General features: G+C 63.5%; 20 protein-coding genes and 1 tRNA gene. 14 read left to right on the top strand and 7 right to left on the bottom strand.

The window, feature by feature from the left end:
* Positions 1–3: 3 nt before the first annotated feature.
* A complete protein-coding gene (locus tag ACGYLQ_RS11205; RefSeq protein ID WP_394442997.1) occupies positions 4–1,065 on the bottom strand; it encodes an AbrB family transcriptional regulator in 1,062 nt (353 codons plus the stop codon).
* Between the two features lie 130 nt (positions 1,066–1,195).
* Between ACGYLQ_RS11205 and ACGYLQ_RS11200 the strand changes: the two genes are divergently transcribed.
* Genes ACGYLQ_RS11200 through ACGYLQ_RS11190 form a run of 3 tightly spaced genes read left to right on the top strand, consistent with a single transcriptional unit; the run spans position 1,196 to position 3,945 of the window.
* Positions 1,196–2,098: a DMT family transporter gene (locus ACGYLQ_RS11200; RefSeq protein ID WP_394442996.1), complete on the top strand. Its 903-nt coding sequence runs from the start codon at positions 1,196–1,198 to the stop codon at positions 2,096–2,098.
* A 33-nt stretch (positions 2,099–2,131) separates the two neighbouring features.
* Positions 2,132–3,409, top strand: coding sequence for a phosphopyruvate hydratase (gene eno / locus ACGYLQ_RS11195; protein ID WP_209217717.1), 1,278 nt, complete (start codon positions 2,132–2,134; stop codon positions 3,407–3,409).
* Positions 3,409–3,945, top strand: coding sequence for a GNAT family N-acetyltransferase (locus ACGYLQ_RS11190; protein ID WP_209217716.1), 537 nt, complete (start codon positions 3,409–3,411; stop codon positions 3,943–3,945). The genes eno and ACGYLQ_RS11190 overlap by 1 nt, the downstream gene beginning before the upstream one ends.
* A 49-nt stretch (positions 3,946–3,994) precedes the next feature.
* On the opposite strand, the gene ACGYLQ_RS11185 is transcribed toward ACGYLQ_RS11190, so the two are convergent.
* Together ACGYLQ_RS11185 and ACGYLQ_RS11180 are read right to left on the bottom strand one after the other, a co-directional pair.
* Positions 3,995–4,633, bottom strand: a complete 639-nt coding sequence (locus ACGYLQ_RS11185) for a hypothetical protein (RefSeq protein ID WP_394442993.1) — start codon at positions 4,631–4,633, stop codon at positions 3,995–3,997.
* A gap of 233 nt (positions 4,634–4,866) precedes the next feature.
* Complete coding sequence (locus ACGYLQ_RS11180) at positions 4,867–5,994, bottom strand: anhydro-N-acetylmuramic acid kinase (protein ID WP_394442991.1); 1,128 nt, start codon at positions 5,992–5,994, stop codon at positions 4,867–4,869.
* A 66-nt stretch (positions 5,995–6,060) separates the two neighbouring features.
* On the opposite strand from ACGYLQ_RS11180, the gene tyrS reads away from it, so the two are divergent.
* From tyrS to ACGYLQ_RS11165, 3 genes are all read left to right on the top strand, one after another.
* Positions 6,061–7,311 carry a tyrosine--tRNA ligase gene (gene tyrS / locus ACGYLQ_RS11175; RefSeq protein ID WP_394442989.1) on the top strand — a complete coding sequence of 417 codons (1,251 nt, stop codon included), beginning with the start codon at positions 6,061–6,063 and terminating at the stop codon, positions 7,309–7,311.
* Positions 7,312–7,445: 134 nt separating this feature from the next.
* The gene (locus ACGYLQ_RS11170; RefSeq protein WP_394442987.1) at positions 7,446–8,201 is read left to right on the top strand and encodes an SDR family NAD(P)-dependent oxidoreductase; all 756 of its coding nucleotides are present in this window, start codon (positions 7,446–7,448) and stop codon (positions 8,199–8,201) included.
* Positions 8,201–8,812, top strand: a complete 612-nt coding sequence (locus ACGYLQ_RS11165) for a hypothetical protein (protein ID WP_394442986.1) — start codon at positions 8,201–8,203, stop codon at positions 8,810–8,812. Before ACGYLQ_RS11170 ends, ACGYLQ_RS11165 begins: the two co-directional genes overlap by 1 nt.
* Here the strand turns inward: ACGYLQ_RS11165 and ACGYLQ_RS11160 are convergent.
* The 3 genes from ACGYLQ_RS11160 to ACGYLQ_RS11150 all read right to left on the bottom strand — a co-directional run bounded on the left by ACGYLQ_RS11160 (position 8,809) and on the right by ACGYLQ_RS11150 (position 11,922).
* Positions 8,809–10,620 (bottom strand): ABC-F family ATP-binding cassette domain-containing protein, encoded by a 1,812-nt coding sequence (locus ACGYLQ_RS11160; RefSeq protein WP_394442984.1) that lies wholly within the window; start codon positions 10,618–10,620, stop codon positions 8,809–8,811. The two genes, ACGYLQ_RS11165 and ACGYLQ_RS11160, sit on opposite strands and share 4 nt — an antisense overlap.
* Positions 10,621–10,675: 55 nt before the next feature.
* A complete protein-coding gene (locus tag ACGYLQ_RS11155; protein WP_394442982.1) occupies positions 10,676–11,395 on the bottom strand; it encodes a GNAT family N-acetyltransferase in 720 nt (239 codons plus the stop codon).
* A gap of 62 nt (positions 11,396–11,457) precedes the next feature.
* A complete protein-coding gene (locus tag ACGYLQ_RS11150; RefSeq protein ID WP_067265877.1) occupies positions 11,458–11,922 on the bottom strand; it encodes an outer membrane protein assembly factor BamE in 465 nt (154 codons plus the stop codon).
* Between the two features lie 90 nt (positions 11,923–12,012).
* On the opposite strand from ACGYLQ_RS11150, the gene ACGYLQ_RS11145 reads away from it, so the two are divergent.
* From ACGYLQ_RS11145 to ACGYLQ_RS11110, 8 genes are all read left to right on the top strand, one after another.
* On the top strand, positions 12,013–12,564 hold the full coding sequence (locus ACGYLQ_RS11145) for a YceD family protein (RefSeq protein WP_394442980.1): 552 nt from the start codon (positions 12,013–12,015) through the stop codon (positions 12,562–12,564).
* Between the two features lie 200 nt (positions 12,565–12,764).
* The gene (gene rpmF / locus ACGYLQ_RS11140; RefSeq protein ID WP_067265873.1) at positions 12,765–12,971 is read left to right on the top strand and encodes a 50S ribosomal protein L32; all 207 of its coding nucleotides are present in this window, start codon (positions 12,765–12,767) and stop codon (positions 12,969–12,971) included.
* Between the two features lie 50 nt (positions 12,972–13,021).
* Entirely contained in the window at positions 13,022–14,098 is a 1,077-nt protein-coding gene (gene plsX / locus ACGYLQ_RS11135; protein ID WP_209217708.1) for a phosphate acyltransferase PlsX, read from the top strand.
* The gene (locus ACGYLQ_RS11130) at positions 14,095–15,066 is read left to right on the top strand and encodes a beta-ketoacyl-ACP synthase III (protein ID WP_394442978.1); all 972 of its coding nucleotides are present in this window, start codon (positions 14,095–14,097) and stop codon (positions 15,064–15,066) included. The genes plsX and ACGYLQ_RS11130 overlap by 4 nt, the downstream gene beginning before the upstream one ends.
* A gap of 109 nt (positions 15,067–15,175) precedes the next feature.
* Positions 15,176–15,478, top strand: coding sequence for an integration host factor subunit alpha (gene ihfA / locus ACGYLQ_RS11125; protein ID WP_067265868.1), 303 nt, complete (start codon positions 15,176–15,178; stop codon positions 15,476–15,478).
* 3 nt (positions 15,479–15,481) lie between these two features.
* Positions 15,482–16,387, top strand: coding sequence for a MerR family transcriptional regulator (locus tag ACGYLQ_RS11120; RefSeq protein ID WP_394442976.1), 906 nt, complete (start codon positions 15,482–15,484; stop codon positions 16,385–16,387).
* 67 nt (positions 16,388–16,454) lie between these two features.
* Positions 16,455–16,531: transfer RNA gene (locus ACGYLQ_RS11115), tRNA-Pro, on the top strand.
* Positions 16,532–16,610: 79 nt separating this feature from the next.
* Complete coding sequence (locus tag ACGYLQ_RS11110) at positions 16,611–17,687, top strand: 2'-deoxycytidine 5'-triphosphate deaminase (protein ID WP_394443136.1); 1,077 nt, start codon at positions 16,611–16,613, stop codon at positions 17,685–17,687.
* 14 nt (positions 17,688–17,701) lie between these two features.
* On the opposite strand, the gene scpB is transcribed toward ACGYLQ_RS11110, so the two are convergent.
* The gene (gene scpB / locus ACGYLQ_RS11105; protein ID WP_394442974.1) at positions 17,702–18,358 is read right to left on the bottom strand and encodes an SMC-Scp complex subunit ScpB; all 657 of its coding nucleotides are present in this window, start codon (positions 18,356–18,358) and stop codon (positions 17,702–17,704) included.
* Positions 18,359–18,361: the final 3 nt, after the last annotated feature.

Below are 18,361 nucleotides of genomic sequence, written 5' to 3'. Positions count from 1 at the left end.
AGATCACTCGGCGGCGCGCTGCTCTTGCCGCGCCACGCGGGCGAGCATGGCGGGCAACAGTAGGCTCAGCACCACCAGACGCATGATGTGGCAGGCGGCCACGAAGCCCGGCACCACTGCCAGCACCGCGCCGAGGGCGATCATCGTCTCCAGCCCGCCGGGTGCGAAGGCCACCAGCACATGCCCCAGCGGCATGCCAAGCGCCCAGGCCACCGGCACCGCGCCAAGGCCCGCCAACCCCACCGCCACGCCGGTAATCGCCAGCCCCGCGCCAAGCCCGCTTGCCAGACGCGCAGGCGTGATGCCGGAAAACCGCGTACCGATGAGGCTGCCGAGCACGAGATAGGCGACAAGGGTCAGCCAGCCCGGCAGCACGCCAGTCTCTAGCCCCGTCAGATGCGCGATGGCCGAGACCACCATCGCCCCCATCAAGAGCGGCGCGGGCACGGAAAGACGGGCAAAGATCATCCCCACGAGGACGGAGACGCCGATCATCACGAGGATCGACAGCAGGCTCATCCCCGCCCCCGCGGGGGCGATATTGCCGGTCATGTCGACGCCCATCAGAAGGGCGGCGAAAGGCACGACGATGGTCAGCGCCAAAAGCCGGACCGACTGCGTGATCGAAATGCGCGGCACGTCCGACCCGCTGTCGCTGGCAATCGCCATGACGAAACTCAGATGTCCGGGGGCCGAGGCCAGAAGCGCGGAGCGGGCGTCAAAGCCAAAATACCGCGCCAGCATCCAACGGCAAAGCGCCATGATCCCCCAGATCACCCCGGTCATAAAGCCAAAGGCCAGTGGCCAGCGCAGCATGGCGTTCACCGCATCTTGGTTGAACCCTGCCCCCACGGCGATGCCCAGCACGACGAAACAGGCATCCCGCAGCCGCGGGTCGACCGCCGTGCGCACCCCCATCAGGCCTAAGACACTCACCGCGATCACCGGGCCTAGCAACATATAGACCGGCGCATTCAGCCACCAGAACAGCAGCGCGCCAAATGCCCCGACCGCAAGGGTCAGCACTGTGTCGCGCGGGGCGAGCGAGGGGATCGGCCATCTCATGCGATAGGGCTAGCACTCCGGTAGAGCGGACGCCAGAGCCACACGCATGACGCGCATCGCCCGCCCTTGCCCTTTCGTCGCAAAAGGTTCATGGGCGACTGGCAATACCACGGGATGAAGGGGCGTGATCATGGACAATCTGCGCGGCGCGATGCTGATGGTGCTGGCCATGGCCGGTTTCGCGGTCGAGGACATGTTCGTCAAACTGACGAGCGATGCGCTCCCCGTCGGTCAGATCATCGCGCTTTTGGGCGCGGGCGGCGGGGCGATCTTTGCCGTGATCCTGCGCATTCAGAGAAAGCGCCTGTTCTCTGCCGATATGCTGACGCAGCCGATCCTGCTGCGCGCCGTGGGAGAAGTGCTGGGCACGCTCTGTTTCGTCACCGCCATCGTACTGACGCCGCTCTCTTCGGCCTCGGCTATTCTGCAGGCGACCCCCTTGGCCGTCACCCTCGGGGCGGCACTGTTCCTTGGCGAGCCAGTCGGCTGGCGGCGCTGGAGCGCGATCATCGTAGGCTTCCTCGGCGTGCTCTTGATCGTGCGCCCGGGGCTGGAGGGGTTCAACGCGCTGTCGCTTTTCGCCGTGGCCGGTGTCATCGGCCTCGCTTTGCGCGACTTGGCGACGCGCAAAGTTCCCAAAAGCATCAGTTCCATACAGCTTAGCTTTCTGGCCTTTATCGTCTTGGTCCCCGCGGGGCTGATCCTGATGCTGGCCGCAGGCACGCCCGCCGCCATGCCCGGCGGGGCCGAGGTGCTCTATCTCGCCGGGGCGATGGTGATCGGGGTGCTGGCCTATTACGCCATCGTCGCCGCCATGCGCGTGGGCGAAGTGAGCTTTGTCACCCCCTTCCGCTATACCCGCATGCTCTTTGCGCTGGTGGCGGGGATCGTGGTTTTCGACGAATCCCCCGACACGCTGACGCTGGTTGGGGCCGCGATCATCATCGCCTCGGGGGTCTATACCCTGCTGCGCGAACGCAAAATTACCCCCCGGCCCCGCCGTGGTCTTTCCAAGCCGGGTCTGCCGGGGTAAACCGCCACAAACCCGAACATGAGGAAAATGCCCATGAGCACGATCATCGACATCCACGCCCGCGAAATCCTCGACAGCCGGGGCAACCCGACGGTCGAAGTCGACGTCATCCTCGAAGACGGCACCATGGGCCGCGCCGCTGTCCCCTCCGGTGCCTCGACTGGCGCCTATGAGGCGAACGAGCGGCGCGATGGCGACAAGTCGCGCTATCTGGGCAAAGGCGTGCTCGAAGCCTGCGCCGCCGTTAATGGTGAGATTGCCGAGGCGCTCGTGGGGGTCGAGGCGACGGAACAGGTCGAGATCGACGAGATGATGATCGAACTCGACGGGACCGAGAATAAATCCCGCCTCGGCGCCAACGCGATCTTGGGCGTGTCGATGGCCGCGGCCAAGGCGGCGGCGGACTACTGCGCGCAGCCGCTCTACCGCTACATCGGCGGCACCACCGCACGCGTTCTGCCGGTGCCGATGATGAACATTATCAACGGCGGCGAACATGCCGACAACCCGATCGACATTCAGGAATTCATGATCATGCCGGTCGCCGCGGAGAACATCCGCGAAGCCGTGCGCATGGGGGCCGAGGTGTTCCACACGCTGAAGAAAGAGCTTTCCGCCGCGGGCCTCTCGACCGGGATCGGCGACGAGGGCGGCTTTGCCCCCAACATCAACTCCTCGCGCGATGCGCTTGATTTCATTCTGAAATCTATCGAAAAAGCAGGCTACAAGCCCGGCGAAGACATGTATCTCGCCCTCGATTGCGCGGCGACGGAATACTACAAAGACGGCAAATATGTCCTCTCCGGCGAAGGCAAAACCCTGTCCAGCGCAGAGAACGCTGACTACCTCGCGGCGCTCGTGAACGACTACCCGATCATCTCCATCGAAGACGGCATGGCCGAAGACGATTGGGACGGTTGGAAGGCGCTGACCGACCTTTTGGGCGGCAAGGTCCAACTGGTGGGCGATGACCTTTTCGTCACCAACCCTGCGCGTCTGAGCGACGGCATCCAGCGCGGCGCGGCCAACTCCATGCTGGTCAAGGTCAACCAGATCGGCACCCTGACCGAGACCCTCAAAGCCGTCGATATCGCGCATCGCGCGGGCTACACCAACGTCATGTCGCACCGCTCGGGCGAGACCGAAGACGCCACGATTGCTGACCTTGCAGTCGCCACCAACTGTGGCCAGATCAAGACCGGCTCGCTGGCGCGTTCCGACAGGCTGGCGAAGTACAACCAGTTGATCCGTATCGAAGAAATGCTGGGCGAGACCGCTCAATACGCGGGCCGCTCGATCCTGCGCGGCTGATGTCGGCGCTCACCATCCGCCCTGTCACCACCGCTGCGGACCTCGCGGCGGTGGTGGACCTCTGCTGGGCCTATCGCGACTTCCTCTACCACTTCGGCCCGACCGAACAGCGGATCGTCGAGACCTTCTACCCCCAAGACAAATACAGCGCCCTGATGGCGCGCCTGCCCGAGGAACACGCCCGCCCGCGCGGCATCATCCTATTGGCCGAGCGGGATGGCATCCCCCTAGGCTGCGGCATGTCCCATGCGCTGACCGAGACGGAGAGCGAGATCAAACGTGTCTTCGTCACCGATGCGGCCCGTGGCACGGGAGCGGGCCGGGCGATCTGTCAGCGCCTTGTCGATCAGGCGCGGGAAGATGGGTTCGAGAAGGTCTATCTCGACACCTCCGTGGGCTTTGCCCCTGCCCGCGCGCTCTATCGCTCGCTCGGGTTTGTCGAACGCGGCCCCTATCAGCCGATGCCGGATTTCACGCGGGATGCGATCTGTTTCTTTGAGATGCCGCTGAGGGATGTGGCCGCGCCAGCCGAATAACGCAAACGGGGCGGCCAGATTGCCGCCCCGTTTTTCATTGCCGCACGGTTTACCCGGCGAAGAGCTGTAGGAACTTCTGCTTCGAATACCCCAGCTTCAGCGCCCCACGGTCCGACAGGCGCGGCGCGATGCGCATGCGGATGATGTCCCGGTCGGTATCGAGGGCTGCGTTGAGGCGCAGCACCGCGTCCACCTTGCCGTTTGGCCCCGGGGCGACCTCTTCGATCATGCCGACCAAGACACTGTCTTTGCTCCAGACCGGCGCGCCGATGAGGGTCGCGATGTTGATCGGCCTTGGGGTGGTGGCACTGTTGTCGCCGCCGGTGGTCGCCCGGCCTGCGGTCGCCGTGGGGGTGCTATCGGGGTCATCCGTCCCGCTGTACCCGCTGCCCCCGCCGACCGAGACGCCAGCTCCGGCTCCCAGACCGTCACCGCCGCCCACCGAAGCGCCGACGCCTGCGTTCACACCGTCGCCCCCACCGACCGAAGCACCAACCCCGGCCCCGATGCCATCACTGCCGCCAACCGAAGCACCGACACCGACATCCGCGCCGCCATGGTCGCCATGGCCCCCAACGCTGACCCCGACCCCGAGGCCGATTTCGGCCTGCGCCGCGGGCGCCAGCATGAGCGTCACTGCCGTAACGGCGAGGCTGTTTTTAAAAGCACCTGTGTGAAAGATAGTCATAGCGAATCTCCTTCTCTAAGCCGGTCGAATGCCTTCGACCCTTGGCCCCCACAGGGAACCTACGCGGGAAGTCGCAACGATGTTTCAAGAAAATTGCGCTGTAGTTGTATTTTTCGCAACTTTGTTAGCAAGTTGGCGTTCTTGCCGATATGACGGCATAGCGGCTACACGCTGGCGCCTTAAAATCCCTCTCCGGCACCTTTCCGTCAAAGTTAGGCAACGCCCCGGCCACCTCACTTCCGGCTGACGGTGCCCCCGCCCACGGCGGCGCGGACGCCTGTCGTGCCGGGGCACGAGGTGGGCAGCCCGCGCGCCACGCGTACTGCCAGATAGGCAAAGGCCTGCGCCTCCAGCATGTCGCCATCAAGGCCGATCTCCTCCACCGGGGTGACGGGGCAATCGAGGCTGACATCCAACATCCGCATCAGCACCGGATTATGCCGCCCGCCGCCCGTCACATAGACGCGTTCGGGCGAGGCTGGGCAATGCTGCATCGCCTCGGCCACGCCAGCGGCGCACATGGCGGTGAGGGTGGCGCAGGCATCGGCATCGGAAAGCTCACCCACAAGGGCCACCATCTCGGCAAAATCATTCCGGTCGAGGGATTTGGGCGGCATGCGTGCAAAATAAGGCTCGGCCAGAAACAGCTCCAAGGCGCCCTGCTCCACCCTGCCCCGCGCGGCGAGCTTGCCGCCTTCGTCATAGTCTTGGCCAAGGCGGGTCTGCATCAAATCATTGATCGGCGCATTGGCGGGGCCGGTGTCAAAGGCCAGCAACGCGCCGTCCTCCTCCGGGCGGGCCACGCGCGGGTCGACCCATGTCAGGTTGCCCACGCCGCCGAGGTTCAGAAAGGCCACCGGCCCCTTTTGCCCGGCGTAGCGTGCGCAGGCGTGGTGAAAGAAGGGGGCGAGCGGTGCGCCCTCGCCGCCCAGTTCAACATCGGCGCTGCGGAAATCCCAGACCACGGGCAGGCCAATCTCTCGCGCCAGCAGCGCCCCGTCTCCGACTTGCAGCGTGCCCTGCATGCGCGGGGCATGGGCGAGTGTTTGGCCGTGAAAACCGATGAGGTCGACCTCGGGCGCTTCTTTCAGCAGGTCGGCCAGAAGCGCCAGATGCGCGGCCTCCACCGCCTTGGCGGCTTCCTCGACCTCGGCCCCGTGCCATTTGCCGAAGCCCGCGGCGATCACGCGCCGCTCATCGGCGGAATAGCTGCGATAGTCGCTGCGGCCAAAGCCTGTGATATCCCGCCCATCGGTACGCAAAATAGCGGCGTCCACCCCATCGAGAGAGGTGCCCGACATCATTCCCAAAGCCGTCACCACTTCGGTTCCGGCATCTCGCCTGTGCTTGGCCCTATTCATGGCCTTTTCCTTTGCCGCTCGTGCGCATATAGATTGCCCCGCAATACAGTTTTGAGGCAAGTCACCATGACATACCATCCCAAATCGGAGTTCATCCACACGATGATGCAGCGCGGCTTTCTGGCCGATTGCACCGATTATCAGGGGTTGGACGAAGCCCTGCGACAAGGCGCGGCCCCGGCCTATGTGGGCTATGACGCCACGGCCAAATCGCTGCACGTGGGGCATCTGGTCAATATCATGATGCTGCGCTGGCTACAGAAATGTGGCGGCAAGCCGATCACCCTGATGGGTGGCGGCACGACCAAGGTGGGCGATCCCTCCTTCCGCTCGGACGAGCGCCCGCTGCTGACGCCCGAGGCGATCGACGAAAATATCGAAGGCATCCGTCAGGTCTTTGCCCAATACCTCGATTACGGCGAGGGCGAGAATGGCGCCTTGATGCTGAACAACGCGGAATGGCTCGACGGGTTGAACTACCTCGACTTCCTGCGCGACATTGGGCGGCATTTCTCGATTAACCGGATGCTGAGCTTTGAGAGCGTGAAGTCCCGTTTGGACCGCGAGCAGTCGCTGTCTTTCCTCGAGTTCAACTACATGATTCTCCAAGCCTATGACTTCATGGAACTGCACCGCCGCTATGGCTGCATTCTCCAGATGGGCGGGTCGGATCAATGGGGCAATATCGTCAACGGCATCGACCTGACGCGCCGGGTGATCGATGGAGAGGTTTACGGCCTGACGTCACCGCTGCTCACCACCAGCGACGGCAAGAAGATGGGCAAATCGGCGGGCGGTGCAGTCTGGCTCAATGGCGATATGCTGAGCCCTTATGAGTTCTGGCAATTCTGGCGCAATTGCACCGATGCCGATGTGGGCCGTTTCCTCAAGCTCTATACCGAGCTGCCGGTCGATGAATGCGACCGTCTGGGCGCGCTGGCGGGGTCCGAGATCAACGAGGCGAAGGTGCGTCTGGCTAATGAGGTCACTGGTCTGCTTCACGGGGAAGAGGCCGCCCGCAACGCCGAAGCCACTGCGCGCGAAGTCTTCGAAAAGGGCGGTGTGGGCGATGACCTGCCCACCCTGACCCTGTCGGCGGCGGATGTGGGCGATGGGGTTTCCATCGTGCAACTGCTGGTGAAATCGGGCCTTGCGGGTTCCGGCAAAGAGGCCAAGCGCCTGATCGCCGAGAATGGCGCACGGATCGACGACAAGCCGCTGACCGATGCGGGCCTGATGCTGGATGCGAGCGCACTGTCCTCTCCGGTTAAACTCAGCGCGGGCAAGAAGCGCCATGCGCTGGTGCAGGTCGGCTAATCTCTCACGGGGCGGACTTCGGTCTGCCCCGTCTTCCCTACTCCCGCCGCCCTCCTCCCGCCGCAACGGCATCTCTTGCATGGGGGGAGACTTCGTGCTGAACTGAACAAGTGTTCATATCGGGGGGAGCCATCATGAAACTAGACAGTACAGCCGCCATCATCACCGGGGGTGCATCGGGGCTTGGCGAAGCCACGGCGCGCTATTTCGCGTCGCAGGGCGCGCAGGTCACCCTGTTGGACCGCGACGCTGCCCGAGGCGAAGCCATCGCGAAAGAGATCGGCGGCCACTATGTCTTGACCGATGTGACGGATGAGACCTCGGTGCAGGAAGCGGTGGACTATGCCCAAGAAAAGATGGGCTGGATCACCGCGGCGGTGAATTGCGCGGGCATCGCACTTGGGATCAAAACCACGGGCCGCGACGGGCCGCATCCGCTCGACGCCTTTCAACGCACCATCGACATCAACCTCGTCGGCAGTTTCAACGTGGCGCGGCTGGCGGCGGCGGCCATGGCCAAGAACACCCCCGAAGACGACGGCGCGCGCGGGGTGATCATCAACACCGCCTCCATCGCCGCCTTCGACGGGCAGAAGGGCCAAGCCGCCTATGCTGCCTCCAAAGGCGGGATTGCGGGCATGACCCTGCCGATGGCGCGGGATCTGGCCAAGGAAGGGATTCGCGTGATGACCATCGCGCCGGGCATTTTCAAAACGCCGATGCTGGCCGGGCTGCCGGAAGAGGTGCAGGCCGAATTGGCCAAGGATGTGCCCAACCCGCCACGCCTTGGCGATCCGGCGGAATATGGGCGGCTGGCCGGGTTCATCGTCGAAATGGGCTATCTCAATGGTGAGGTGATCCGCCTCGACGGCGCGCTCAGGATGCGCTGATGCCGCTGCAAAACCGCGTGCAACCGGATGGGGAGATCATCGCCCACCCGGCGCGGGGCAGCTTCATGGGCAACCGTGGCATCCTGCATGACGAAAACGGACTGCACCCCAAACGCCGTTGGGCGCATCAGCATTGGGTCTGTTGTCGGCTCAGTTTCAAGGGGCGCCGCCGCAAGCTGATGGCGACCCGCCACTATACCGAGCTGTTCTTTCTTGATGAGGCCGTGGCCTTTGCCGCCGGTCACCGCCCTTGCGCGGAATGCCGTGCTGCGGATTATCGACGGTTTCGCGCGTGTTGCGACCTCCCCGGCCCCGCCGCGGATCTGGACCGTCAGTTGCACGCCGAACGGGCCGTGCCGCGCGTTTTTCGTCAGCGCCGCCATGGGGATGTAGAAGCGCAGGACCTGCCCGACGGCAGTTTCGTCTTGGATCACGACGGCCAAAGCGGCGTGCTTCTCGGCGATGCCCTTCACCCCTATGCGCCGGAGGGCTACGGGGCCGCGCAGCGACGCCCGCAGGGCCGCGTCACCCTCCTCACCCCGCCGAGCATCCTCGCGGCATTCCGCAACGGTTACCGCCCGCAGATCGCCTTGGCAGAGGCGCGGGGTTAGCCCTGCGCCTTCTCCTCCAGCGCCATCCACTCTTCTTCGGCGTTAGAGAGCTTTTCATGCCGCTGCACCAGCGCATCGGTGGCTTTCTGAAACTTCACCGGCTCGCGGGTGAAAAGCTCTGCATCGCTAAGCAGTTCTTCGAGCTTGCCAATCTCGGCCTCCAACCGCTCAATCTCAGCAGGCAAGGCTTCGAGCCGGTGTTTTTCGGTAAAGCTGAGCCCGCCCGCGGATTGCTTTTTCTCCGCCTTCGGCTCGGGTTTGCTCGACTTGGGTTTAACCACGCTTTGGGCGAAATCATCCTGCCCGCGCTGCGCCAGATAATCGGACCAGCCGCCCGCATAGACCGTGGCGCGGCCATCGCCCTCCATCGCGATGGTGGTCGCCGCCACCCGGTCGAGGAAGTCACGGTCGTGGCTGACCAGCAGCACGGTGCCGTCATAGGTGCCCAGGAGTTCCTGCATGAGATCCAGCGTCTCAACGTCGAGATCGTTCGTCGGTTCGTCGAGCACCAACAGGTTCGAGGAGCGTGCCATGATCTTGGCCAAGAGCAGCCGCGCCTTCTCGCCGCCCGAAAGCGAGCGGACCGGCGCGCGGGCCTGTGCTTCATCGAAAAGGAATTCCTTGAGGTAGCCGACCACATGTTTCGGCTGACCCCGCACCAGCACCTGATCGGCCTTGCCCGAGACGCGCATTTCAGGATCGCCGGTGAGGCTATCCCAAAGGGTCATGTCCCCGTCAAGCTGCGCGCGCGCCTGATCGAACAGCGCGAGTTCCAGATTGGTGCCCAGTTTGATCTCGCCCGCATCGGGCTGTTCTTTGCCGATCAGCATGTTCAACAGCGTGGTCTTGCCCACGCCGTTTGGCCCCACCAGCGCGATCCGGTCGCCGCGCTGCACGGTGATCGAAAAGTCGCGCAGGATCTGTTTGTCACCGAACTTCTTGGCGATGCCGCTCGCTTCGATCACCTTGCGGCCTGACTTCGGCCCGGCCTCCAGTGCCATGGCTGCCGTGCCTTGCCGTTTGATCTGCGCCGAGCGTTCGGCGCGCAATTCTTGAAGCGCGCGCACCCGGCCCTGATTGCGTTTGCGCCGGGCCGAGATCCCCTCGACCGCCCAACGCGCCTCGGCCTTGATCTTGCGGTTCAGCTTGTGGCGCTGCATGTCCTCTTCTTCCCAGACCTGATCGCGCCATGCCTCGAACCCTTCAAAGCCGATGTCCTGACGGCGCACGCTGCCGCGGTCGACCCAGAGGGTCGCGCGGGTCAATTCGCGCAGGAAGGCGCGGTCGTGGCTGATGATGACAAAGGCGGTGCGGGTGCCCTTTAGCTCGGATTCGAGCCATGCGATGGCTTCGATGTCGAGGTGGTTGGTCGGCTCGTCCAGCAGCATCAGCTCCGGCTCTTCGGCCATCAGCCGCGCCAGTGCCGCGCGGCGGCGCTCCCCGCCCGATGCGGTGGCCACAGGGCGTGCGGGGTCAAACTTTAGCCCCTCGCCCGCACGTTCCACCTTATACATCTCACCCGGATCGAGCCCATGGGCCGCGAAGTCGCCAAGCGTCTCGAAACCGGAGAGATCCGGCTCCTGCTCCATATAGCCGACCGAGACGCCGGGCCCGGCCACAACCGCCCCGCTGTCGGGCTCTACCAGCCCGGCCATGACCTTCATCAGCGTCGATTTGCCCGAGCCGTTGCGGCCCACCAAGGCCAGCCGATCGCCGGTCTGAACCACGAGGGAGAGGTCTTCGAAAACAGGATCGCCACCAAAGGTCAGCGAAATGTCGGTGAGTTGTAAAAGGGGTGCGCGTGCCATGCCTGCCAGCTATCTTTCGGCGCGGGCAAGGTCAATGTCCAAAGGCGGCGGGGTCTCAGGCCAACGCCCGCAAGAGCCGCGCGCGGTTGGGCGGGATCGCGGCGATCTCCAGCCCGGTGAAGACATGCAGCGTGCCCATTTGCCGGTCGATCACGGCGTGGTCGCTGACCCAGCCGCCCATCGCCAGATAGCTGCGCAACAGCGGCGGGATTTGCTGGCGCGCGCGCCGGGGATCGGGGCTATGGCGGTCGCGGGCATAGGGGTGGACCTCAGCCGCCCTGACGCCGGGGCGCCATTCCGCGGGGGCAAGATGCTGTTGTTTCAATTGGGCAAAGGCATCGCGGTAGCGAGTCGGATCGGTGCCGGTGAAAGAGGAACAGCCAAACAAAAGCGCCGCCCCGCTGCCATCGACTTCCCGCGCCAACTGCCCCCAAGCGAGGCGCTGAATGTCGGGGTCTTGCCATTCTGGGTGGATACAAAAGCGGCCCAGTTCCAGCATGGCGCCTTTCATGCGCTCCAAACGGCTCAGATCGTAAAACTGCGCGGCATAGCTCTGGGCCAGCTCCGCGCCCTGAAACCGGGTCAGGCGAAAGCAGCAGACCAATGTGCCGCTGTCGCGATCCTCGATCAGAAAATGCCGTGCCGCCGCGTCGAATGGATCACGGTCGGCGGTCCCGGTCTGAAAACACTGCGCCCGCAGCGCCTGCGCCCGGGTGATGTCCCCGGGCGTGAGGGCTTCGCGCGTCAGATATCGGCCCGGGGGCGCTTGGGTCATCTGCGAGGTCGCCTTCGCTTATCCGCGGCCCTGCCCCGCTGCCGGGGCATGCCAAGGGGAACTTAGCTGCCGAAGGCCGACGGGCTGAAGCGGCCAAGGTTGCCCAGAAGCTGGCGCAGGAAGGTGTTGTCGGCCACAGGCGATGTCGTCACGCGGCGCGACAGCGGCACGACCTGCCCGCGTTCAAGCCCGAAGCGTTCGACATTCGATACCACACCGGCCTCGTTGAAGCTGACGGTCACCACTTCACGTTCGATCTCTTTCGGGGCCATGAAGCCCAGAGCGCGTTTGCGCATCTTAACGTAATAGTAACTATCGTCGCTCAAAACGCCGGATACGGTTGGCACACCGATTTTCTGCGCGACGCTTTCCTTGGTATCGCTGCCCACAACGACCTGCTCAAGCTGGTCTTGCGGCGGCACATAGCCGTGGTTCTCATACTGCGGGCTACAGGCGGTCAGAAGCAGTGCAAGGCCCATACCCGCGATCCGGAGGTGCGTCTTGCCGGTCTGTTTGGTTTTGCGCATTTGGTCTGCCCTCTTGCCCTGACGGATTATGGCTTTTATTTCGCATACACCAAGGCACCCCAAGTGTACAAGAAACGAAAGTCGGATCTCATGTCGCGCAAATCACCTACGCCAACCGCTCTTCGGGTCGCGGATCTGTCCCAGACGGAGCCAAACGCGTTCGCGCTGCGCCCTGAGGCGGAAGCGCTGGCGCAGATCGCCGAGGAACTCGATTTATCGGCCCTGCGCAAACTCAGCTTTTCGGGCAGCATCAAACCGCTCGGCAAGCAGGACTGGCAGCTGGACGGGAAACTGGGCGCGACCGTGGTGCAGCCATGCGTCGTCACGCTTGAGCCAGTGACCACGCGGATCGACGCAGATATCACCCGCCGCTTCATCCATGATTTCGAACTCCCCGAAGAAGAGGAGGTTGAAATGCCCGAGGACGATACGACAGAGCCTTTGGGCCAATGGATCGACCCCGCGCAGGTCATGATCGAGGCGCTGGCGCTGGAGGTGCCGGAATATCCCCGCAAGGGCGATGCGGAACTGGGCCAGATGGTCCATGCCGAACCGGGAAAAAAGCCGATGACCGACGAAGACGCACGGCCCTTCGCGGGCTTGGGCGCGCTGCGCGATGCGCTGAAGAAAGACGAAACCTAAGGAAACAAGCGGAAAACCGCGGAAATTCGCGCTTGCATCGCCCCGGTTTCGCGTTATTTTGCCGCCCTCACCCGAATTAAGGTTGGACATTGCGCGGCTGCGGCCCTAAAGCGTCGTCACGCCCGAAACGGGGTCCGAATTGAAACACGGTTGCGGCCTGCTTTGACAAGTCAGCAACCCCGAAGGCAAAGGCACCAGACATGGCTGTCCAACAGAATAAAGTATCCAAATCCCGCCGCAACAACCGCCGCGCCCACGATTCGCTCTCTGCGGCGAACCCGAACGAATGTTCGAACTGCGGTGAGCTGAAGCGCCCCCACCACATCTGCGCGGCTTGCGGTCACTATGACGACGCCGAAGTTGTCGCCCTGACCGAAGAAGTGGACCTGGAAGACGACGCAGCATAAGCTGCGGTAGTTTTTAAGGTTTTCTCTTAGGCAGTGAGGCATTCGCACTGATGACGGCCCAGCCCGATCACCCCAACGCGAAAGCCGGACACACCCTGATCTCGGTCGACGCGATGGGGGGTGACGAAGGCCCGGCAGCAGTTGTTGCCGGGTGTGCGCTTTCTGCGACAGCAAATCCCGATATCGGCTTTATCCTGCATGGTCCCCGTGATCAGTTGGAGCCTTTGATCGCCAAACGTGGTGAGTTGTCGGGCCGTTGCGAGATACGTCACGCCACGGATGTCGTCACGATGGACGACAAGCCCAGCCAAGTCGTGCGCACCGGCAAAGACAGTTCCATGTGGTCTGCCATCGAATCCGTGCGCAGCGGAGAGGCGGCCGTGGCTGTCTCTTGCGGCAATACCGGCGCGCTGATGGCGATGTCGATGATACGGCTGCGCAAATTGCCGGGCGTGAATCGCCCTGCGATTGCGGTGCTCTACCCCTCTTCCAACCCGCAGGGGTTCAACGTGATGCTCGACGTGGGCGCCGATGTGCGCGCCGACGCCGATGATCTGTTGCGTTTCGCGCTGATGGGCACCTCCTACGCCCGCAACGGCATGGATTTGCAGCGTCCCCGCGTGGGCCTGCTGAATGTCGGCACCGAAGAGCATAAGGGCCGCACCGAACTCAAAGAAGCCTATGATTTGATTCGCGCCCAAGGCGATGCCACTGGGTTTGAATTCGTCGGTTTCGTTGAGGGCGGCGATATCTCGGGCAACCGCGCCGATGTCATCGTGACCGATGGGTTCACCGGAAATGTCGCGATCAAAACCGGCGAAGGCACGGCCAGCATGATCGGCGACCGGCTGCGCGAAGCGTTCAAATACTCACCCCTGTCGCGGCTCGCCTCGCTGCTGGCCTATACCTCTCTGCGCCGTCTCAGCAAAAAGATCGACCCGCGCCGTGTGAACGGCGGCGTCTTTCTGGGCCTGAACGGCACGGTCGTGAAATCGCACGGCTCCGCCGATGCGACCGGCATCTCCGCTGCGATCAAACTCGCCGCGCAGTTGTCGCAGAATAAATTCAATGACAAGCTAGCCGCTCGCGTCGCCGCGACGCTGCCAGCTGAGGAGTCCGTCAAATGAGCCTGCGCGCCGTTGTCACTGGTTGTGGCCACTACCTGCCCGCCCGTGTCGTGGAAAATGCCGAATTTGAAGCGACCCTCGACACCAATGACGAATGGATCCGCTCGCGCTCGGGCATCGAACGCCGCCACTTCGCCGCTGAAGGTGAGACGACCTCTTCCATGGCCAGCGCCGCCGCGCGCAAGGCGCTTGAAGATGCGGGGCGCGATGTCTCTGATGTTGACGCGATCGTCGTGGCCACCTCCACCCCCGACCTGACCTTCCCTTCCGCCGCGACCATGGTGCAGGCCGAACTGGGGATGACCAATGGTTTCGCCTTTGACGTGCAGGCGGTCTGCGCGGGTTTTGTCTATGCGCTGGCGAACGCCAATGCGCTTATCGTTTCCGGTCAGGCGCGCAATGTGCTGGTGATCGGGGCCGAGACCTTCAGCCGGATCATGGACTGGACCGACCGGTCGACCTGTGTGCTTTTTGGCGACGGCGCGGGCGCGCTGCTGCTTGAGGCGCAGGATGGACAAGGCACGCCCGAGGATCGCGGGATCCTCGCGACCGACCTGAATTCCGACGGGCGCTACCGCGAGTTGCTCTACGTCGATGGTGGCGTCAGCACCGGCACGACAGGCTATCTGCGGATGCAGGGCAATCAGGTGTTCCGCCACGCGGTCGAAAAACTCGCCGCCACCGCCAATACCGCGATGGACCGCGCCGGCGTCAGCGCTGAGGATGTCGATTGGATCGTGCCGCATCAGGCCAACATCCGCATCATCCAAGGGACCGCCAAGAAATTGAACCTGCCGATGGAGCGCGTTGTCGTGACCGTGCAGGACCATGGCAACACCTCTGCCGCCTCGATCCCGCTGGCGCTGTCGGTGGGCCGTGAGCGTGGTCAGATCAACAAGGGCGATCTGATCGTCACCGAAGCCATTGGCGGCGGTTTGGCTTGGGGCTCTGTTGTCCTGCGCTGGTAAGTCCCTGAGCTAACGCGGAAAATCTCTGCCGAATCGTGCTTGATCCGGGCATTGATGTTGACTCTAAAAATCTGAGCAGCATATGCTATTGGAAAGCATGGGGGATATAATGCCGAACAAGACATTGACGCGCATGGATTTAAGCGAAGCTGTATTTCGTGAGGTCGGTCTTTCTCGCAATGAGAGTGCTCAGCTGGTCGAAGCCGTGCTTGAGCATATGTCCGACGCTCTGGTCGACGGGGAACAGGTCAAGATTTCCTCTTTCGGCACTTTTTCGGTACGCGACAAGACCGCGCGTGTGGGCCGCAACCCGAAAACAGGCGAAGAGGTTCCGATCAACCCGCGCCGGGTGCTGACCTTCCGCCCCTCGCATCTGATGAAAGACCGGGTTGCCGAAGGCAACAAGTCCTGACCCATGGTCAAATCGCCGGACGCTTTTCGCACCATCTCCGAAGTCGCTGACTGGCTCGGTATCCAAGCCCATGTTCTGCGGTTTTGGGAGAGTAAGTTCACCCAAGTGAAACCCATCAAACGGGCGGGCGGGCGGCGCTATTACCGACCCGCCGATATGCTGCTGCTTGGCGGAATCAAGAAGTTGCTGCATGACGATGGGCTGACCATCAAAGGCGTCCAAAAGATCCTGCGTGAGGAAGGGATGACCCATGTCTCCGCCCTCTCCGCCCCGCTTGATGAGTTGGATTTCGTGGAACCGCGCCCTGCGCCGAAGCCCGACATTATCCGCCCTGAGACCGGTGTGGTTCTGAACTTCGGTGCGAAGACGGAAGCGCGCGGGGATGAGGCGAGCGCTGAGACGGTCGACACGCGGCACGAGAACACGGCGAAGGAAGAAGAACCCGCCCCTGCGGCAGCGCAGCGCCCCTCGCCCATGCCGCCCGCCGACGATCACCCACGGGCCACGCCCGATCCGCTGGCCCCTTCTGACAGCAACACGCCCGATGCGCCGCAACTCCCTGCGTCCGAAGCTGAGCCCGAAGAAGAACCTACACCAGAGACCGGCCTGCCCGAGTTCCTCAAGCGCCCGCTGGCGCCTGAGCCGGAGGAGACCGCAGAGGTTTCGCCCGCCCCCGCTGAAGCCGAGGCGGAAGACCCCGAGGACGACAGGCCGAAACCCGCGATCATCGACCTGCCCGATTTCACTCCGGAAGCCGATTTCCCCGCACGTCCGGGGCTGCTCAGCGTCGGGGCGCGTGTCCATCGCCTGCCCCGTGACGTGCAACCGCAGGTCGCCGGTCTGCTGTTGGATTTGGCTGAATTGCGCGCGCGCATGGCCGCAGAAGCCGGCGCGGAAACAAATTTCTAATCGCGATGAAAAGATTGGCAATTCCCTCTTGCACCCCCTGCGAGATCGGGTATGAAGCCCACGTAGTCGGGCTATGGCGCAGCCTGGTAGCGCGTCCGTCTGGGGGACGGAAGGTCGCAGGTTCGAGTCCTGCTAGCCCGACCAACCGACTACAACAAAACGCCCGCGCAGTTAACGCGCGGGCGTTTGTCATTTAAGAAGGCCGCGCCCGATGCCCAATGCGATGAACGGGGTGCTCCCCAACCAGCAGATTGCAGCGATGATCGAAAGCGGCGCCATTGCTGCCGATCCCGCGGTCACCTCTGCCCAGATCCAGCCCGCCAGTCTTGATCTCCGCCTCGGCAGCGTCGCCTATCGCGTCCGCGCGTCTTTCCTTGCCGGGCATGGGGCCAAGGTCTCGGATCGTTTGGCGGAATTCGAGATGCACCGGGTCGACCTCAGCGAAGGGGCCGTGCTGGAAAAGGGTTGCGTCTATGTGGTGCCACTGATGGAGCAGTTGGCGCTGCCCGAGGGTGTCTCTGCCGTGGCAAATGCCAAAAGTTCCACCGGGCGGCTGGACCTGCTAACCCGCACCATCACCGATGGCGGCACCGAATTCGACCGCATCGCGCCGGGCTATACCGGCCCGCTCTACGCCGAGATCTGCCCGCGCTCTTTCTCGGTGCTGGTGCGGCCCGGGATGCGGCTCAATCAGATTCGTTTCGGCAGTGGGGATGCGACCCTCGACGACGACGCGCTGCGCGCGCTGCATGCCAAGACGCCGCTCGTTGACGGGACCGCTGTGATCGACGAGGGGCTGGGCTTCTCCGTCGATCTGCGGCTGCCCGGCACCAGCCTCGTCGGCTACCGCGCGAAGCCACATACCGGGGTGATCGACCTCGACAAGATTGGCCACTACGATCCCGCCGCCTATTGGGAAGAGGTGCATAGCACCAACGGTCAGATCATCCTCGACCCCGGCGCCTTTTACATCCTCGTCAGCCGCGAAGCGGTGACGATCCCGCCTGCCTATGCCGCTGAAATGGCGCCCTATTTGGCGATGGTCGGAGAGTTCCGCGTGCATTACGCGGGTTTCTTCGATCCGGGCTTTGGCCATGCCGAGGCAGGCGGCGCAGGCTCACGCGGGGTGCTGGAAGTGCGCTGTCACGAGGCGCCCTTCGTGCTGGAGCATGGGCAAGTCGTGGGCCGTTTGGTCTATGAGCATATGGCGCAGATCCCCAGCCAGCTTTACGGCGCCGACATCGCCTCGAACTACCAAGGTCAGGGGCTGAAACTGTCGAAGCATTTCCGCTCCGCGTAAAGACGCGGCGCCGGTCAATCCTCGAACAGCTCGCTCTGCCCTTCGGTCGCTTCCGGCTCGTCTTCGCCATCGCCCACGGTGGGCAACAGACCAGCGGGCGGACGGTTCTCCAACAACCCGGCAGAGCGCAGCTCTTTCAGCCCCGGCAGATCCCGCGCGCTTTCCAGACCGAAGTGATCCAAAAACTCCTGCGTGACGACAAAGGTCACCGGACGGCCCGGGGTCATCTTGCGGCGGCCAAAGCGGATCCACTCCATCTCAAGCAACTGATCCACCGTGCCCCGTGACACCGAAACGCCGCGAATCTCTTCGATCTCGGCACGGGTGACGGGCTGGTGATAGGCGATGATCGCCAAAGTCTCGATGGCGGCGCGGCTGAGCTTACGGGTCTCGACCGTTTCCTTATGCATCAGAAAGCCAAGGTCCGGCGCGGTGCGAAAGGCATAGGCATCGCCGATTTTCATCACCTGCACGCCGCGCCCCTGATACCGGTGCCGCAGGAAGGCCATCGCCTCGCCCACGTCTGAGCCGCGCGGCAAACGCTCTTCGAGTTCGCGCAGGGTGATCGGCTCGGAACTGGCGAAAAGCACGGCTTCGATCATACGCTCCTGCTCGGCAAGCGAGGGCGCGTCGAACAGTTTCTTTTCTTTGGTTTCAATCTCTTCCGACACGCA

Origin of the sequence: Sulfitobacter sp. 1A12779, from assembly GCF_043557315.1 — a bacterium.
GTDB classification, from domain to species: domain Bacteria; phylum Pseudomonadota; class Alphaproteobacteria; order Rhodobacterales; family Rhodobacteraceae; genus Sulfitobacter; species Sulfitobacter faviae.
Note: the sequence above shows the minus strand (reverse complement) of the source record. Positions and strands in the feature narration are given on the sequence as shown.

What these genes read in the sequence shown, in the direction of transcription:
- ACGYLQ_RS11205 (WP_394442997.1), bottom strand. Translation starts at nt 1,065, where the DNA reads ATGAGATGGCCGATCCCCTCGCTCGCCCCGCGCGACACAGTGCTGACC.
- ACGYLQ_RS11200 (WP_394442996.1), top strand. Translation starts at nt 1,196, where the DNA reads ATGGACAATCTGCGCGGCGCGATGCTGATGGTGCTGGCCATGGCCGGT.
- eno (WP_209217717.1), top strand. Translation starts at nt 2,132, where the DNA reads ATGAGCACGATCATCGACATCCACGCCCGCGAAATCCTCGACAGCCGG.
- ACGYLQ_RS11190 (WP_209217716.1), top strand. Translation starts at nt 3,409, where the DNA reads ATGTCGGCGCTCACCATCCGCCCTGTCACCACCGCTGCGGACCTCGCG.
- ACGYLQ_RS11185 (WP_394442993.1), bottom strand. Translation starts at nt 4,633, where the DNA reads ATGACTATCTTTCACACAGGTGCTTTTAAAAACAGCCTCGCCGTTACG.
- ACGYLQ_RS11180 (WP_394442991.1), bottom strand. Translation starts at nt 5,994, where the DNA reads ATGAATAGGGCCAAGCACAGGCGAGATGCCGGAACCGAAGTGGTGACG.
- tyrS (WP_394442989.1), top strand. Translation starts at nt 6,061, where the DNA reads ATGACATACCATCCCAAATCGGAGTTCATCCACACGATGATGCAGCGC.
- ACGYLQ_RS11170 (WP_394442987.1), top strand. Translation starts at nt 7,446, where the DNA reads ATGAAACTAGACAGTACAGCCGCCATCATCACCGGGGGTGCATCGGGG.
- ACGYLQ_RS11165 (WP_394442986.1), top strand. Translation starts at nt 8,201, where the DNA reads ATGCCGCTGCAAAACCGCGTGCAACCGGATGGGGAGATCATCGCCCAC.
- ACGYLQ_RS11160 (WP_394442984.1), bottom strand. Translation starts at nt 10,620, where the DNA reads ATGGCACGCGCACCCCTTTTACAACTCACCGACATTTCGCTGACCTTT.
- ACGYLQ_RS11155 (WP_394442982.1), bottom strand. Translation starts at nt 11,395, where the DNA reads ATGACCCAAGCGCCCCCGGGCCGATATCTGACGCGCGAAGCCCTCACG.
- ACGYLQ_RS11150 (WP_067265877.1), bottom strand. Translation starts at nt 11,922, where the DNA reads ATGCGCAAAACCAAACAGACCGGCAAGACGCACCTCCGGATCGCGGGT.
- ACGYLQ_RS11145 (WP_394442980.1), top strand. Translation starts at nt 12,013, where the DNA reads ATGTCGCGCAAATCACCTACGCCAACCGCTCTTCGGGTCGCGGATCTG.
- rpmF (WP_067265873.1), top strand. Translation starts at nt 12,765, where the DNA reads ATGGCTGTCCAACAGAATAAAGTATCCAAATCCCGCCGCAACAACCGC.
- plsX (WP_209217708.1), top strand. Translation starts at nt 13,022, where the DNA reads ATGACGGCCCAGCCCGATCACCCCAACGCGAAAGCCGGACACACCCTG.
- ACGYLQ_RS11130 (WP_394442978.1), top strand. Translation starts at nt 14,095, where the DNA reads ATGAGCCTGCGCGCCGTTGTCACTGGTTGTGGCCACTACCTGCCCGCC.
- ihfA (WP_067265868.1), top strand. Translation starts at nt 15,176, where the DNA reads ATGCCGAACAAGACATTGACGCGCATGGATTTAAGCGAAGCTGTATTT.
- ACGYLQ_RS11120 (WP_394442976.1), top strand. Translation starts at nt 15,482, where the DNA reads ATGGTCAAATCGCCGGACGCTTTTCGCACCATCTCCGAAGTCGCTGAC.
- ACGYLQ_RS11110 (WP_394443136.1), top strand. Translation starts at nt 16,611, where the DNA reads ATGAACGGGGTGCTCCCCAACCAGCAGATTGCAGCGATGATCGAAAGC.